Source organism: Paenibacillus sp. PK4536 (assembly GCF_028594455.2).
GTDB lineage: Bacteria > Bacillota > Bacilli > Paenibacillales > Paenibacillaceae > Saccharibacillus > Saccharibacillus nuruki.
The window spans coordinates 1,778,609-1,793,604 of sequence record NZ_CP126313.1; the positions used below are offsets into that span (position 1 = coordinate 1,778,609).

The following is a 14,996-nucleotide window of genomic DNA, read 5'->3' on the forward strand; positions in this document are numbered from 1 at the left end:
TATAAAGGAGCGATCTGCCCAGATGAGTATCACAATACGACCATGTACTTTAGAAGATATCGAAGAGTTACAAGAGATTAGCTATCAGACATTCAACGAGACATTTAGAGAACAGAATTCACCTGAAAATATCGATCATTATTTGGAGAAAGCATTCAATCGTCCACAGTTGGAAGAAGAATTAAAGAATCCGTATTCGCAGTTCTTTTTCGCTGATGTGAATAATGAACTTGCTGGTTATCTCAAGATCAATACGGGTCAAGCACAATCGGAAGAAATGAGCGAAGATGCTCTGGAAATTGAACGCATCTATATCAAGCAATCATTTCAAAAGCATGGCGTAGGCAAGTATCTATTTCAGCAAGCCCTTCAGATCGCGCAACAATTGAATAAACAGCAGATGTGGCTGGGCGTATGGGAAAAGAATGATAATGCTATCGCCTTTTATCAAAAGCTAGGGTTTGAGCTAACCGGTCAACATTCGTTTTATATGGGAGATGAACAGCAGACTGATTTAATCATGACAAAAAGACCACTTTAATGATAAGTGGTCTTTTTGTCTAGAATAGGATGCAATTAGTATGAGAACTTAGCTTGATACGCATTTATTTCTTTATGGAACTGTGTCAGTAATTTGTTAGCTATTGCTAATTGAGTATTTGCTTTTTTGGAGATGCTAGGATCTAATTTCTTTTTGGATAAATACTTTTGGAAAAGAAGCATACCTTGCAATTGATAATTAGCGCCTTTTACATATATTCTATGCATACGAGCCAAGTCTTTGTTAGGAGTATAGATTTTTTGTACCCCTTTAACAAACTTTTTATAGTTCGGAAGGGCAATACCTGTAATCTCTACATAAGAAGGACGATGATCTGAAGCTTTCACTTTTTTGTTTTCTTTAAAAATAGTCAGAGCAATCTGTTCATATTCTTGAAGAGGTTCCAATTGAGCATCATAATCCACATAGTCATGATACGCCTGCTTGTATTTGGCAGGGACATGGCTATCATCATAACCATATTCAGAAGAAGTTGCTGCATGAGTGGACTGAAGAGGTGCAACCAATAACGCACTTTGTACGATCAAAAAGGTCAGCGTCAATATCCACAATAATCGAGCTTTCACGTTACTATATAATCCCCTTTCGCTAATATATTAGAGAAGACTCATTATAACATAGGTTGATTTTGTCATTTCCTGTTACTATTTGTATCGTCATTTTGCACTCTTTCTTTTAGAAAGTTAGCAAGCATTATTAATAATAAAAACGATTATGATATTAAAATTGCTCTGCATAATCTGAAATTTCTTGACGGAATTCTAAGCTTAATGCGTTAGCAGCATTCATTTTAGTATAATGTTTTTCTACAAATCGTTCGTCTAGATTTTTACTTGAAATATATTGCTGATATAGCATTAATGCTTCTAGTCGAATAGAAGTGGCTTTAATTAGTTTATTATGTATCGCTATTAATTCCGGTTGTGTAGGCTTAATAGATTTGATCCCTGCTAGAAATTTTTTATAATTCGGAATAACAATATTTTTCATGGCTGTTTTACCTTTAGGTATTGTACTTTTTTTGAGCTTCTTATTCTTTTCATAAGTGTTTAGTGCAGTTAATTGGTAGCTATCATAATTATGATTAGCATAAAAATAGATCACATAATCATCGTACTTTTCCCATAATTCTGGATTCACCTGTTTGCGATACTCTGCAAAATACGTATCATACTTTCCTTCTTGTGTGGTATTTGAAGCTTCAGCAAATATAGACTGTGTATTCCATGAGGTAACAGGATTTCCTGCAAGCAAGACACTTAGTGCTATAGTTATTAATACTTTCTTTTTCATTTTTATAATCTCCTTATATACGTATTAAATAGCGAAGTGGTTCTATATGATTATCGGCGATTATCTTTTTCTAGTGAATAAACTTTAAAAAGTAAAGAATATACGCGAACGTAAATTTAATTGCTTGGTGAGTATTGGAAACGGTTAACTTATAAAGAATGAACCTTTAGCACATTGCTAAACACGGTAAGATGTTAACACGTTCTATAGGTGCTTTGCTATCTTCTTAAGGAAAAGGAAGTGTACAGATGGTCAAAAGAGTGATTGTAACAGGTGGTAGTGGACTCGCTGGTAAATGGGTAGTGAAAGAACTATTTGAACAAGGGTATGAGGTACTGAATCTGGATAAAGTGCCTTTGGATCATCCACATGTACGGACATTAATTACAGACCTTACGGATGCAGGGCAAGTGTTTAATGCTTTGGCTAGTCCTACGATTGATAAAAGTTACCACGAATCGATCGCATCACAACCGATTGATGCCATTATTCATCTGGCGGCGATTCCGCAAATTTTAACGTATCCTGATAACGAAGTGTATCGAATTAATGTGATGAGCACCTACAATATATTAGACGCGGCAACTAAATATAATATTCCTAAAGTGATTCTTGCTTCGAGTGAAACGACTTATGGTACTTGTTTTGCAGATGAACATCGTGATCCTGATTATTTCCCATTGGATGAAGAGTATCCTATTAATCCGATGGATAGTTATGCTATGTCTAAAGTAGTTAATGAAGTGACTGCTAAAGCTTTTCAGACCCGTACAGGTATTGATGTATACTGCTTCCGGATTGCCAATGTGATTGATCCTGCGAGATATGTAGATTTCCCTGCTTATTTTGCCGATCCTATTCAGCGTAAACGGATAACATGGAGCTATATTGATACTCGTGATCTAGCACTGGCATGCCGATTAGCGGTAGAGACAGATGGCTTAGGATTCCAGGTGATGAATATTGCGGCTGATGATGTGTCTTCTGATCGACCGACCAAAGAATTAATCGCAGAGTATTATCCGAATGTTCCTGTGAAAAAAGAATTAGGTGAATATGAGACATTGGTGAGCAATACCAAAGTCAAACGATTGCTTGGATTCGAGCAACAGCATTATTGGAGATCTTATGTAGACGTAGATACAAAATAGAATACAACATACGATCAAAAAGGGATTTAGCCGTCATATCAGCTAAATCCTTTTTTTTATTATTGATCTACGATAGAGTCATTACTGTGAAAATGGAGCGTTATACAAAGCGATTTCTTCATTAAATTCACTGATCAATAACTGACCTTGAGTGAATTTGACGTTCGCTTTTTTGATAATAGTTGGGTCAGGATTAAGTTTAGACACGTACTTTTGGAAAAGGATCATCCCTTCCAATTGAAGCGTAGTTCCTTTGATCAATTTGGAGTGGATAGTGGAAAGGTCATTGTTGTTAGGTTTTAGTTGCTTCATTCCACTTAGAAATTTTTTGTAATTGGGAATCGCGATATTCGTCATTTCGCTATAAGCTTGCTTGCGTGTAGAAGCTAATACTTTTTTGTACTTGTTTAGAATCGAGACTGCTTTGGTCTCATAAGGAACCCACTCTTTATATTGACTATAATAATCGACATAATCATCAAAAGCTTGCTGTAGCTCAGGAGCGACTTCATGATCGCTGTAGGTATCTTCTTCGATATCAATCGGTTCAGGTGCAGAAGGACTTTGGTTAGACATTGGTTTGTTTGTTGTTGCTGCATGTATAGTGGCTGATGAATAAAACACAGGGATAAGTGTAAATACCATCAACATCACGATCACTCGCAACGATTGCTTTTTCATAGACAATAAAGTCTCCTTTGTACCTTTTTTTCTATAAAAATCCATTTATAAAGGTATCATATCAGAAAAGGTTCGCCAAGAGGTAACACTAAAATAACACAATCCCAATAACTGCTGAACCTGCAATCACCATTAAAGGATGAAGCTTGTACTTAACAATAGCCCAGAATGCGGCAACACCAATCAGTAAAGTCGCTAGTGTCGTCCAGCTCATGACAACTTCAGCATGATTAGACAGACCAAAATGGATCGCTGCGTAAGCAATCAATCCGGTAATAATAGGGCGTAATCCGTAAAAAGATGATTTGACCCACCTATTCGAATGGATACGGTAAAAGAATGCTGCAATGATAATCACAACAACCAGCGAAGGAAGTACGATCCCTGTCGTCGCTACGATAGCTCCTGTTAAGCCTGCGGTCTCATAGCCAATCAAGGTTGCACTATTGGTAGCAATCGGTCCGGGGGACATTCCAGCAAGGGAGACTGTACTTTGAAATTGTGCATCGGTTAGCCATCCGTATCGGCTAGATTCATACTGGATCATCGGAATCACAGCATAACCGCCACCGAATGAGCTAAAGCCAATTTTTAAAAAGCTTAAAAATAATTGCCATAATAACATGATATCTCCCCCTTAGATATAATACTCGATCGTCGGTGGAATATGATCATGGGTGGCTTTTTCAGTACGTGTGGTCATGCCTAGTTTCTTTTTGGCTTGAATAATTAAGATCCCTATTCCAAGTCCGAAAAGAATCATAAAGATCGGATTCAGACCGGTGATCAGCAGTGTAATGAGTGCGCCAATCGCAACAACAATCGTAGAGCGATCAAAGAGTGCATTTTTACCCATCCGATAAGCCGCAACAGCAATCAGCCCGATCACAGCGCCATGAATCCCTTGAAAAGCCGCTTGCACTTTAGGTTGATCTTGAAAAAAAGAATAAAAAGCGCTTAAAGCAAATACGATAAAAAACGTAGGTAATGTAATACCCAGTACAGCCGCTATCGCTCCGGGAATCTTACCCATTCGATATCCTAGAAACGTAGAAGCATTCACTCCTACACCGCCAGGAGCAGAACCTGCAATCGATAATAGATCGCTCATGTCTTGTGCATGAATCCATTTACGCTTGTACACCACTTCTTTTTCCAATATCGGAATCATCGCATAACCACCGCCAAAAGTCGCAGGGCCAATTTTGAAAAAAATCCAGAAAAGATTCCATAATAAATGTATGTTGAACTGAAGATGTTCAGTTTTAGTTGTTTTCATGTTCTTCACTCCGCTCTTAGTTACAAGTATATCATCTTTTAATCATTTTGAAATAAACTTTGGCTTGTGAGGAGTTCAATGTTTCTAATCATTGCTAAAGTGTTTGCTTATAAATCAAAAATAGGCTATAAAATAAGTGTATTTATGTTCTTTTTTTCTCGTTGATAAAAAGTGGTCAAGGCGATGTTTACAGGATACAATGAAGGCAGATTTTAACCTTGAAGCGGAGTTGAAGAGGGATAGATCGTTTACGGTATCACCTCTTTTTTTATAAAATATGTCGCATGTATCCTGCTAAATGTTAGAGAAGGGAAGAACGTATGAATACATTTCAATTTCCAATGAAAATGGTCAAACGGCAAGTCTATGATCGTATAGCGGTGCAAGACCAGATTTCCAAAACCGAGTTGTTGCAAGAAATGGATATTACGAGTAGCAGTCTGAATCGTATTCTCGATGAACTGGTACGAGAAGGATGGATCAGTGAATCAGGTCAAGGACAATCGACAGGTGGACGGCGACCTACATTATATCGGATCGATCCCACTCATCGTTATATTTTGGGATTGGAGATTTCTCGTGTCTATTCGGTGCTAGGATTATACGATCTTCAGATGAACACGATTGCTTCGTATCGCTGGTTTATGGATGAAGAGATGACACCGGAGCGCTTAGTCGATTATGTGGAAGAACGTATCGACTGGATGTTGAATGATTATCAATTAACATGGAGTCAGATTATCGGTATAGGCATTGGTGCAGTCGGCCCTCTAGATCGAGAAAAAGGGATCATTCTGAATCCTGTTTATTTTCCGGCGAACGGTTGGAAAAATGTTGCGATCTGCCAGATGCTGAATGAACGTACAGGACTGATGGCTGTGCTTGAAAATGGAGCGAATACAGCTTTGATCGGCGAACACTGGGCAGTTCGAGATGAGAACATGCAACATATGTTATTTGTAAATGTAGGAGCAGGGATTCGTTCTGCTATGATGTCTGGTGGACAATTGGTACGTGGGGCTGTAGATCGTGAAGGATCTATCGGACAGATGATTATTCAGACCGATGGAGAAAGACTTCATGATCAAGGAAATTATGGAGCATTAGAAGCTTTTGCTTCGGTTCAAGCGTTAGAACAACAAGTTCGGCAACGGATGAAGCTTGGCATGGATATCTGGGAAGCCGCAGAAGATTTAAGACCGGAACAAGTTCATTTTGATACGTTGATTACAGGGCTGAATCAAGGGAATATTTTTCTACAAGAGTTATTTGCTCGTTCTGCTGGTTATATGGGGATTGGTCTTGCCAATATTATTCATATTCTACTACCAGAGAAAGTGATCCTTGGCGGAGCTCTGATTAATGCCAATCCTTCTTATTATGAACAAGCCATAGCTGTGGCTCGCAAGAAAGTAGGGTATGATGATAGTTACCAGCCCATCTTCTCCAAAGGCGTGTTACAAGAACGCGCTGTTGCTGTAGGCGCTGCTGTAATGATTCTGCAACAGATGGAGTTGTAATCGGATCGGTGGATTGACGCTACGTCGGGATGATGCTAACATGGCGATGTGACATTACAATATCTGTATATCTGAGGAGAGAAAAATGATGAGTAACCACAACAACTTTCCGATCGAACTAGGGCAATTCCGTGATGATCTTGGATTGCTAGAAGACGAAGCATTTCAAAAAGGGTTTCTCATATTGGACGAACAAGGTAATGAACATGATATGATGATTGTCAAAACGTTTACGTATGATCAGATTCCATATGCTCTTTTGTTACATAAAGAACCTTCTCCGCTAGATGGTACGATTTTGAAAGTGGAATATGATGAGGAAGAAGATGAATTTTTCTTAAATCATATTACCGATGATGAAGAATGGGAACGCATGGGGCAAGTGTATGAAGTTATTATTCAGTTAAATAAAGACAATCCTACCGATAAGTAGAATAAAAATAAAGCCCTCCTCATAGATGTAGAGGAAGGCTTTATTTTTATTTATTCAAACTTAACAATATAATTTGCAAATCGATCATTGAATTGCTCTACTAAGTCGCCGCCTTGCCCGATCAGATTAATTCCTTTTTGAACAGAGGTGTAATTCACTTTAGAAGTAGATAATCCTTTTTTGATTAATTTCATCCCTTGCAGATTGAGAGAAGCTCCTTTGATGTACACTTTGTGCATAGAAGCTATTTCTTTATTGTTGGTTTTGATCTTTTTCATGCCTTTTAAAAACAAAGTATAGTTCGGGATAATCGTCTTGGTCAGTGCAGTATAAGCAGGTTTACGGTTAGAAGTACCGAATCCGTTAAACGTATTGAGTTTGTCTACCGACTTGTTCTCATAATCAGCCAAGACCGCAACGTCATCTGCATAATCTAACAATTGCTCATATTCTTCTAACAAAGCAGGATCAATATCTTCGTCAGTATACGTATCTTCATCTACATTTGTACTATTGTCCTCTGAGATCCATTCACTGTCTGTTGAATCTGTCGAAGTGGTATCTTCGGCTGCGAAGGCAGAAGCAGTAGGCATCAAAGGAGTAGCGATCAGTAGAAAAGCAAGTAATGCTGTACATAAATTCTTTTTGTTCATGAGTAATAATAGCCCCTTAGTGTGTAAAGTACGATTTGGATATATTCACATGCTAAGGTTTATTGTGCAGGTAGGAATTTGGAAATATAAGCTTCCATTTCTTTATCAAATTGAAGCAACAAATCGCCGCCTACATCTAGTTTAGCATTAGACTTGTTCAGTATATCATCATTTAATTTGGTTTTGGATACATATTTTTGGAATAAAACGAAGGCTTCCATTTCAATAGTAGCGCCTTTTATATATTTAGCATGCATCTTAGCCAGCTCAGGATTAACCGGTTTGATTTGTCTGATGCCAGTTAAGAATTTTTTGTAATTTGGGATAATCGTATTGGTGACAAGCATATATTCTTGCTTGCGATTGCTGCTAGTTACATAATCATTTTTGTAATAAGCTGTCCATGCCTTTTTCTCATACTCCAACAACGGAGCCATCTGATCACTATACTCTAAAAGCTGAGAAGCTTCTTCAACGAGAGCAGGGTCCAGATCGTCTACACTTTCACTATCTTCATACGTGTCTTCGTCTACAACTTCTGTACTGTCATCTAGCGAAGAAGAAGAGAATGAAGAAGCCATCGTTTCCAGATCCATCGTATACGTGCCATCCGGTAAATCAGTATCCGTAGCCGCATAGGTAGCGCTTGCAAACATCAAATTAGAACCTGTCAAAACAGCTGTTAGCACCAGTGTAAGCATGAGTTTTCTATTCATCTGTGATAATCCCCTTTTATCTAGCGTTTGGCAGTATAAACGCGACCCCATGCAATCAAAAATGATTTTTGCAACGCAAAATATCGGACAATCAGCGTTTGGCAACAGAAACGCGATCGAGTTCTATAAGAAATGATTTTTGCGAGGCAAAATATCTTACATTTCGAATCTAGCGTTTGGCAGTATATAAAATGATTATGTTGAAAATTTAACACGTAAATTGAAAAAAACCAATACTAATTTATCCATATTTTAAAAATAATAATAATCGTTAACAAACCGTGGTAGATTGCTATCTTGTTTTAAGGTTTAAAGTATTAAAGAGACTGTTATTCATAGACCAATATTGCGACAAGTTATATATAAATAAGACTCAAGGGGGAAATGAAGATGGAGAAGCAATATGACCTGATTGTTATTGGAACAGGTAGCGCAGGAGCGGGTGTAGCCATCGCTTGTAGCAAAGAGGACTGGAAGGTAGCGATTATTGATTCTAGAGCTTACGGTGGCACTTGTGCGCTTCGTGGATGCGATCCGAAGAAGGTTCTGGTTGGTGCGGCTGAGATTATTGATTGGAACGAACGAATGCGTGGCAAAGGGGTACAAGATCAGCCGACGATCAACTGGGCAGACCTGATGGCTTTTAAAGAAACATTTGTCGAAGATATTCCTCCTGCTCATGAACAGAAATTAAAGGATGCGGGTGTAGAGACTTTCCACGGATTCGCTTCGTTTATCAATGAAGATACTGTTCAAGTAGGAGACGATCAGCTGAAAGGCAAACATATCTTAATTGCAACGGGTGCTAAGCCTGCTCCATTATCGATTGAAGGAGAGCAGTATCTAGGTAACAGCGATGATTTTCTGAGTTTGGAACAATTGCCGTCTACGATTGTATTTGTCGGTGGAGGTTATATTTCGATGGAATTCGCTCATATTGCGGTAAGAGCAGGAGCCGAAGTACATATCATCCATCATGGAGAACAACCACTGAGTCATTTTGATCCTGATTTAGTGGATGAATTGATGAAGCGTTCACGAGAAGTCGGTATCCAATTTCATCTGAATACAGAGATTCAAGCGATCAAGCAGACAGCAGAACATCAATACAGCGTACAGGCTGTGCAGAAATCTAATGAACAAGAAAAATCGGTACAGATCGAATGTGGTCTGGTGATCCACGGTGCAGGACGTGTACCTAATATCGATAAGCTTGGGCTGGATCAAGCCAATATTGATTCAGAGAAACAAGGAATAACGGTGAATGAGTATTTGCAAAGTACCAGTAATCCACGTGTCTATGCGGCTGGTGATGTAGCAGCAACCAAAGGATTACCACTCACTCCGATTGCAGGGATGGAGTCTCAAGCGGTACGAGCGAATTTGCTTCAACACAATGTGCAAATACCGAATTACAAAGTGATGCCAAGTATCGTATTTACTATTCCCAAGTTAGCATCGGTTGGTATGACTGTTGAAGAAGCGCAAAAGTTAGGTGATCATATCAAAATAAACGATATGGATACTTCCTCATGGTACACCTACAAACGAACCAATGAAAAACATGCTCGCATCAAAGTCATTATAGATACGCAAGCAAGACGAGTGCTAGGTGCTCATATATTAAGCGGAGAAGCAGATGATTTGATTAATCATTTTGCAACAGCGATTCAATTTGATCTGGATATTGATGAATGGAAAAAAACAATCTATGGTTATCCGACAGCGATGTCTGATCTGTCGTACTTTTTAGAAGAATAGCCAGTGTTAAAAAGATCTATAAAGTGCAATCCTTATCCAAAGGATTGCGCTTTTTTTATATGGCACTGCGTAATTTCCCTCTTGTCAGACGTTAACAATTCAGATATCATCGAAATAAAGCGCTTACATTTATTGGAGAAGGAGACTGTATATTCTGTAATCATCACAAGGAAAGGGGTATTACTATGTATGCAGAATTAACGGCTGATCGTTATTTGTTAGCTGGACCATCGCCTTGTTACCGTCCGCAGGTACAACAGAAATGGGTTATTCTTTATACATTGTCCGGTCAGGGAATGATTCATGATCAGGATCATCGTCTGGAATGTCGTGCAGGAAGTATTGATATTATTCCACCCGGTATGCAAAAAAGCGTCTGCCAGCCGTCACATCATCGTTTGGAAGGCATTTGTTGTTATTTTACCGCTCATCCTCAATGGTCTATTCTACTCAAAAGTATTCAAGATTTCTGTCCTAGCCTACATATACAAATCGATCATTCTATTTTAGCTTCACGTGTCCAACATGCCTTTGAACGACTGCTTGAATATTGCACAGAGCCTGTGAGCAGATATGATAATGAACTTTCTTTTCATACCCTTAGCGAAATTTTACTATCGATTACGGTATACTATGAGCCTCAAGAAGATCGTACCGATTCCAGAATTACAGAGATCATTCATTACTTGAAAGAACACTACAAAGAAGACATACGTATCGAGCATCTCGCACAGCATGTCTGTCTTTCGCCTTCGCGATTGTTACATCTATACAAAGCAGAGACAGGGGAGACCATCGTCGATACAGTCACACGTATGAGGCTAGAACAAGCTGAATATCTGTTACGTTTCACCCCGCAGTATATTAACGAAATTGCCTATGAAGTAGGCTTCAATTCACAGACTTATTTTTCCCGTAAATTTGCTGAGCACTTTGGTGTCAATCCATCGACATTTCGCCAAGGACATACATTACAACCGATCATACTGACTTCTTAATGGCACAAAAAAAGCCCCTGTGGCTTAGAACAGAAACGATAATCGCTATCGTTCTGTTCTAGCACAGGGGCTTTGTGTATTCATGTAACGGAAGTTACATTTTATTATTTAGAACGATTTTGTTTGTTGTGTTGCACACGTCTCATCAACAATCCAAACAATAATAATGCAGATCCAGCTAACCAGAAAGGCATGTTACTGGACTCACCTGTTTGTGGCAAACGATCCACATCAGGTGTGCTTGTTGGGTTAGACGGATTCGTTGGTACTGTTCCTTTAGGAATCGGATCATCGTTAACCGGAATATCTTTGTCCGGTGTCACAGGTACATTACCTTGAGGGATCGGATCATCATTGATCGGAACCTCTGGGTCTGATGGTGAACCCGGTGTTGGATTGTTGCTTACCGGAGTTGACGGCTCATTCCCTGGTTGTGACGGCTGTGTTGGTGTATCTGGTGTTGGTTCTGTATTACCTTGCGGAATCGGATCATCATTTACTGGAACCGTTGCAAATGGATCATCCGGTGTAGGCTCTACACGTCCACCAGGAATATCATCATCGTCATTGTTAGATGGTTGTCCAGGAGTCGTTGGTGTCGAACCATCTGGTGTTGTCGGCGTTGTTGGTGTCGTAGGTGTTTCGCCACCACCGCCGCCTCCAGGTGGAGTGACTACTGGTGGTTCTGTTACCGGCGGGATCACAACAGGTGTTTTCTCGTTAGTGATCGTCATGGATAACATGTTGCCTTTTTTCTGAGTAGTCGCATCAATCGTTACATTATGAATCGTTGGATCAAGAACATATCCAGCAGGTGCTTTGATTTCTTGCAATGTATATTTACCATAGAGCAGGTTCGTATACATCACTTGACCTTGTGCATCTGTTGTGAGTTCGATCGCTGGCTTCGCTTGAGCTACATCTTGTAATTTGAAAGTTGCATCTTCAAGCGGCAAGCTCTTATCGTCTTTATCCACTTTTTGTACAGACAACTTACCGACTACTCCAGAACCGGTACCGGAACCTGAAGAAGTACGAACTTCAATTTCTTCCTGAGTCACGAGTGTACCCGTTTTGATACCGTTACCTGTAAAGGCTACGCTATTGCTTACTTTTTCTCTATCCGATGCTGTAATCATACTTGAATACTCTAGAATGAATGCAGATGAGATCGGTTTGAGGAAAGTCAGTTCAAAGCGAGGTGCATCGCCTGCAAAAAATGCTAATTTATAGTCTGTATCTTTCACCAATTCATTACCTTTGGCAAGTCCGCCATTGCTCGCTACATTAGCTGCGAACAAGTGGAAAGAACTAGCAGATAACATTTGGTTAGTTGTAGGAGTATCTATAATTTTGGCATTTTCAACATACGATTGACCACGGTTGATATACACCGTCCAATTAATTTTATCTCCATCTTGTGTACCTGTTTTGGAGACATATTCGCCACCTTTAGGAATCTGAACAACAGCTGCCCACGGATAATAATCATTTCCGCTACGAAGTACAGCTTCATTATGAATGTTCGATTCAATCACTTGATTCTCAAGCGTTGTTTTGAACGTAATCCAGTAAGGTGTTTTGATTGTGTTATTAAAAGCAAGTTTTAGTACATTTGTATTTTCTGCCGTTGGAGCAGTGAATGTATACGCTGAAGGATCTACTGTAGAACCTTTAGAAGTACCATTCCACCAGCCTAAAATATTCAGATTGTTCACTTCAAGTGAACCAGGTACATAGGTCTGACCTGATTCAAGTGTATCTGTAATCACAGCATTAGGCAGTTCCTTTTTGTTGTAATTCGCTTTGATCGTCCATGTGATTTCTTTGGTTGTTGCATTATAGACGCCTTCTTTAGAACCGTTATTAACGGTCATATTATCTGGCCAGAAGCGTGCTTCTGTCGTCTGTGAACGAGGTGTTCCGTTCTCCGTCCAAGTCAATTTAGCACCATTGTAGAATTCAGGTTTTGTTTTATCTATTTTCCAATCGTTGTTGAACGTTGTACCGTACTGGATAGTCAACTGTTCTGTCACGTCTTGAGCAAATTTGATATCAAAACCAGACTTGGCATTGCTAGTTGTTACCGTATAAGCAGCGGTTGGAAGCTTACTGCCATCGGCTTTGCGAATCACTAGCGTAGAAGGTAAGAATTCTAAGCCACCGTTAGTGAAATAATCATTAATCGCTACATTGGACATTGTATATCCATCGCGATTAACAACTAATTTCCATGTCGCAATTTTACTACTATAATTGGCATCTGCTAATGTTTTGACAAAAATCGTACTTTGCAAGTTTTGACCTGCTTGTTCGCTTGTTCCGTCTGAAGTTACTTTGTTGATTACTTTCTCATCGGTATAGACACGTCCAGTGGCTTGTGTCTGATAAGTGATTGTGTAACCAGAAGTAATATCAGAGTTGAATTGAAGATCAAAACCGTTAGTGCCTTTATCGTTAGTTACAGGTGTTAACGTATAATCTGTACCTTCGAACATTGTAGTACCTGTCGTTACATTAACCACTTTAAATGTATTCTGAAGGAATTGTTGTGTGCCATTAAAGCGATCTTTAAGTAGTGCTTTGGCTTGTGAAATGGGCTGTTCATTCATGTTGTAATTGATAGCCCATGAGATGGTGCGAGTCTTATCATCATAGCCGACTACATTTTTAGATAAAAATTCACCACGTTTGACACTGACTGTAGCACTGGCTTTGACTGATTCAACATCACTTGTAAGTGTCGCTGTATTCGTATAGCTCGTTTGTGTACCTTTATCTACACTTGTAGAGTAAGTTACACGGTAAGCTGAACGAATACTTTGATCAAATGCAATTTTGAAATCAGCAGGGTTCGTTGTTAATTGATAACCTGAAGTGATTTCTTGACCGACTTTAGTACTACCATCTACATTGACATTCAACTCATAGACATGAATCGAATTAGGATCAAGAGTAAGACCGGCTGGAATGGGATCGGTTAGAACACCATTTTGAACATGTTTTAGATTGGTATTAACATCAACCGTCCAATTCACTTGTTGATTTTTTTGAACTTCACCTTTTTTGCTGATTGCTGTACCTTTTTGAGGTTTGATAAACACAACAATCACTTGATCCGCACCATTAATAGGAAACGGGATCTTGACTTCTGTACTGCCTGTTAAGATTTCTTTGCTAAATTCAGTATTAACTTGAAGCATACCGCCAATTTGAGAATGTTCTTCAACGAATTTGTTAAATGTCATCGTAACATGACCTTTAGTCGTTACATTGAAGCTACCTACAGAATCACCATCAAAACTGAGCGGTACGTTATTGATATCATTGTACAATTTGAACGCTGAAGGAATATCAAATTCAAAAGTAGAACCCGCTTTGTATGATCCGTCATCCGGCAATTGCCATTGATAGATCAGACTGACAGGAGCACCTGCTTCGATCTGATAATCTGGATTTTTGACCATATCGATTACGTTATTGTTAGCATCAACAATAGTAACATTCGTTAAGATACTTTGTGAGTTAGCTACTGGAGCAGGGTCCGGGGCAGCTGGCGTTGTAGTGGTAGGGTCTGTAGGTGGAGTTGTACCTGGATCTCCTGTTGATCCATTACTACCAGATCCACTTCCATCTGTCGGGGCGTATGTATCCGACTGTACAGTAGATTGACTATTGTTACTTGTAGCATCTGTAGAACCTGATTGAACGGCTTGAGAGGAATCAGTAGATTCCGGGCTAGCTGGTGTTGTATCGGCAGCGTATATGGTACTAGTTGCACCAACAAGAAGGTGAAACATAAGAATTAGCGACAGTACGAATGCGCTTATTTGTTTTGCTGTTTTCATCTAATATCCCCTTGCAATCTGAATGATAAGTGGCATGCGAGCCTGACGACTAATAGTTGACTTACTGTAAGTTTTAAAATTAAGCTATTTGTGTGAGTTGC

14 protein-coding genes are annotated in these 14,996 nt (G+C 39.2%); 6 read left to right on the forward strand and 8 right to left on the reverse strand.

All coding sequences use genetic code 11. The features are described 5' to 3' along the window. The first annotated feature begins 22 nt into the window (after positions 1-22). A complete protein-coding gene (gene paiA, locus PO903_RS08100) occupies positions 23-541 on the forward strand; it encodes a spermidine/spermine N(1)-acetyltransferase (protein ID WP_273594633.1) in 519 nt (172 codons plus the stop codon). A gap of 35 nt (positions 542-576) precedes the next feature. On the opposite strand, the gene PO903_RS08105 is transcribed toward paiA, so the two are convergent. Then, on the reverse strand, positions 577-1,128 hold the full coding sequence (locus PO903_RS08105) for a hypothetical protein (RefSeq protein ID WP_273593098.1): 552 nt from the start codon (positions 1,126-1,128) through the stop codon (positions 577-579). Positions 1,129-1,282: 154 nt separating this feature from the next. Further along, positions 1,283-1,855, reverse strand: a complete 573-nt coding sequence (locus PO903_RS08110; protein ID WP_273593099.1) for a hypothetical protein — start codon at positions 1,853-1,855, stop codon at positions 1,283-1,285. Between the two features lie 248 nt (positions 1,856-2,103). On the opposite strand from PO903_RS08110, the gene PO903_RS08115 reads away from it, so the two are divergent. After that, positions 2,104-3,006, forward strand: coding sequence for an NAD-dependent epimerase/dehydratase family protein (locus PO903_RS08115; protein ID WP_069329466.1), 903 nt, complete (start codon positions 2,104-2,106; stop codon positions 3,004-3,006). A gap of 81 nt (positions 3,007-3,087) precedes the next feature. Here PO903_RS08115 and PO903_RS08120 read toward each other — a convergent pair whose 3' ends face one another. From PO903_RS08120 to PO903_RS08130, 3 genes are all read right to left on the reverse strand, one after another. Next, the gene (locus PO903_RS08120; RefSeq protein ID WP_273593100.1) at positions 3,088-3,687 is read right to left on the reverse strand and encodes a hypothetical protein; all 600 of its coding nucleotides are present in this window, start codon (positions 3,685-3,687) and stop codon (positions 3,088-3,090) included. Positions 3,688-3,775: 88 nt separating this feature from the next. Beyond that, a complete protein-coding gene (locus PO903_RS08125; RefSeq protein WP_273593101.1) occupies positions 3,776-4,312 on the reverse strand; it encodes a chromate transporter in 537 nt (178 codons plus the stop codon). A gap of 12 nt (positions 4,313-4,324) precedes the next feature. Beyond that, positions 4,325-4,966, reverse strand: coding sequence for a chromate transporter (locus PO903_RS08130; RefSeq protein WP_273593102.1), 642 nt, complete (start codon positions 4,964-4,966; stop codon positions 4,325-4,327). Between the two features lie 320 nt (positions 4,967-5,286). On the opposite strand from PO903_RS08130, the gene PO903_RS08135 reads away from it, so the two are divergent. Both PO903_RS08135 and PO903_RS08140 read left to right on the forward strand, forming a co-directional pair. After that, positions 5,287-6,486: an ROK family transcriptional regulator gene (locus PO903_RS08135; protein ID WP_137224911.1), complete on the forward strand. Its 1,200-nt coding sequence runs from the start codon at positions 5,287-5,289 to the stop codon at positions 6,484-6,486. 88 nt (positions 6,487-6,574) lie between these two features. Then, complete coding sequence (locus PO903_RS08140) at positions 6,575-6,919, forward strand: DUF1292 domain-containing protein (protein WP_161594296.1); 345 nt, start codon at positions 6,575-6,577, stop codon at positions 6,917-6,919. 50 nt (positions 6,920-6,969) lie between these two features. On the opposite strand, the gene PO903_RS08145 is transcribed toward PO903_RS08140, so the two are convergent. Together PO903_RS08145 and PO903_RS08150 are read right to left on the reverse strand one after the other, a co-directional pair. Beyond that, the gene (locus tag PO903_RS08145; protein ID WP_069329461.1) at positions 6,970-7,572 is read right to left on the reverse strand and encodes a hypothetical protein; all 603 of its coding nucleotides are present in this window, start codon (positions 7,570-7,572) and stop codon (positions 6,970-6,972) included. 59 nt (positions 7,573-7,631) lie between these two features. Beyond that, the gene (locus PO903_RS08150) at positions 7,632-8,288 is read right to left on the reverse strand and encodes a hypothetical protein (protein WP_273593103.1); all 657 of its coding nucleotides are present in this window, start codon (positions 8,286-8,288) and stop codon (positions 7,632-7,634) included. Between the two features lie 390 nt (positions 8,289-8,678). On the opposite strand from PO903_RS08150, the gene PO903_RS08155 reads away from it, so the two are divergent. Both PO903_RS08155 and PO903_RS08160 read left to right on the forward strand, forming a co-directional pair. Further along, positions 8,679-10,049 carry a dihydrolipoyl dehydrogenase family protein gene (locus tag PO903_RS08155; protein ID WP_069329459.1) on the forward strand — a complete coding sequence of 457 codons (1,371 nt, stop codon included), beginning with the start codon at positions 8,679-8,681 and terminating at the stop codon, positions 10,047-10,049. Between the two features lie 185 nt (positions 10,050-10,234). After that, positions 10,235-11,047: a helix-turn-helix domain-containing protein gene (locus PO903_RS08160; protein WP_273593104.1), complete on the forward strand. Its 813-nt coding sequence runs from the start codon at positions 10,235-10,237 to the stop codon at positions 11,045-11,047. 104 nt (positions 11,048-11,151) lie between these two features. Here PO903_RS08160 and PO903_RS08165 read toward each other — a convergent pair whose 3' ends face one another. Beyond that, positions 11,152-14,895 carry a collagen binding domain-containing protein gene (locus tag PO903_RS08165; RefSeq protein WP_273593105.1) on the reverse strand — a complete coding sequence of 1,248 codons (3,744 nt, stop codon included), beginning with the start codon at positions 14,893-14,895 and terminating at the stop codon, positions 11,152-11,154. Positions 14,896-14,996 lie beyond the last annotated feature (101 nt).

Excerpts from the sequence above, each read along its gene's own strand:
- PO903_RS08130 (WP_273593102.1), bottom strand. The coding sequence starts at position 4,966 with ATGAAAACAACTAAAACTGAACATCTTCAGTTCAACATACATTTATTA.
- PO903_RS08135 (WP_137224911.1), top strand. The coding sequence starts at position 5,287 with ATGAATACATTTCAATTTCCAATGAAAATGGTCAAACGGCAAGTCTAT.
- PO903_RS08120 (WP_273593100.1), bottom strand. The coding sequence starts at position 3,687 with ATGAAAAAGCAATCGTTGCGAGTGATCGTGATGTTGATGGTATTTACA.
- PO903_RS08155 (WP_069329459.1), top strand. The coding sequence starts at position 8,679 with ATGGAGAAGCAATATGACCTGATTGTTATTGGAACAGGTAGCGCAGGA.
- PO903_RS08110 (WP_273593099.1), bottom strand. The coding sequence starts at position 1,855 with ATGAAAAAGAAAGTATTAATAACTATAGCACTAAGTGTCTTGCTTGCA.
- PO903_RS08140 (WP_161594296.1), top strand. The coding sequence starts at position 6,575 with ATGAGTAACCACAACAACTTTCCGATCGAACTAGGGCAATTCCGTGAT.
- PO903_RS08150 (WP_273593103.1), bottom strand. The coding sequence starts at position 8,288 with ATGAATAGAAAACTCATGCTTACACTGGTGCTAACAGCTGTTTTGACA.
- PO903_RS08160 (WP_273593104.1), top strand. The coding sequence starts at position 10,235 with ATGTATGCAGAATTAACGGCTGATCGTTATTTGTTAGCTGGACCATCG.
- paiA (WP_273594633.1), top strand. The coding sequence starts at position 23 with ATGAGTATCACAATACGACCATGTACTTTAGAAGATATCGAAGAGTTA.
- PO903_RS08115 (WP_069329466.1), top strand. The coding sequence starts at position 2,104 with ATGGTCAAAAGAGTGATTGTAACAGGTGGTAGTGGACTCGCTGGTAAA.
- PO903_RS08125 (WP_273593101.1), bottom strand. The coding sequence starts at position 4,312 with ATGTTATTATGGCAATTATTTTTAAGCTTTTTAAAAATTGGCTTTAGC.
- PO903_RS08145 (WP_069329461.1), bottom strand. The coding sequence starts at position 7,572 with ATGAACAAAAAGAATTTATGTACAGCATTACTTGCTTTTCTACTGATC.
- PO903_RS08165 (WP_273593105.1), bottom strand. The coding sequence starts at position 14,895 with ATGAAAACAGCAAAACAAATAAGCGCATTCGTACTGTCGCTAATTCTT.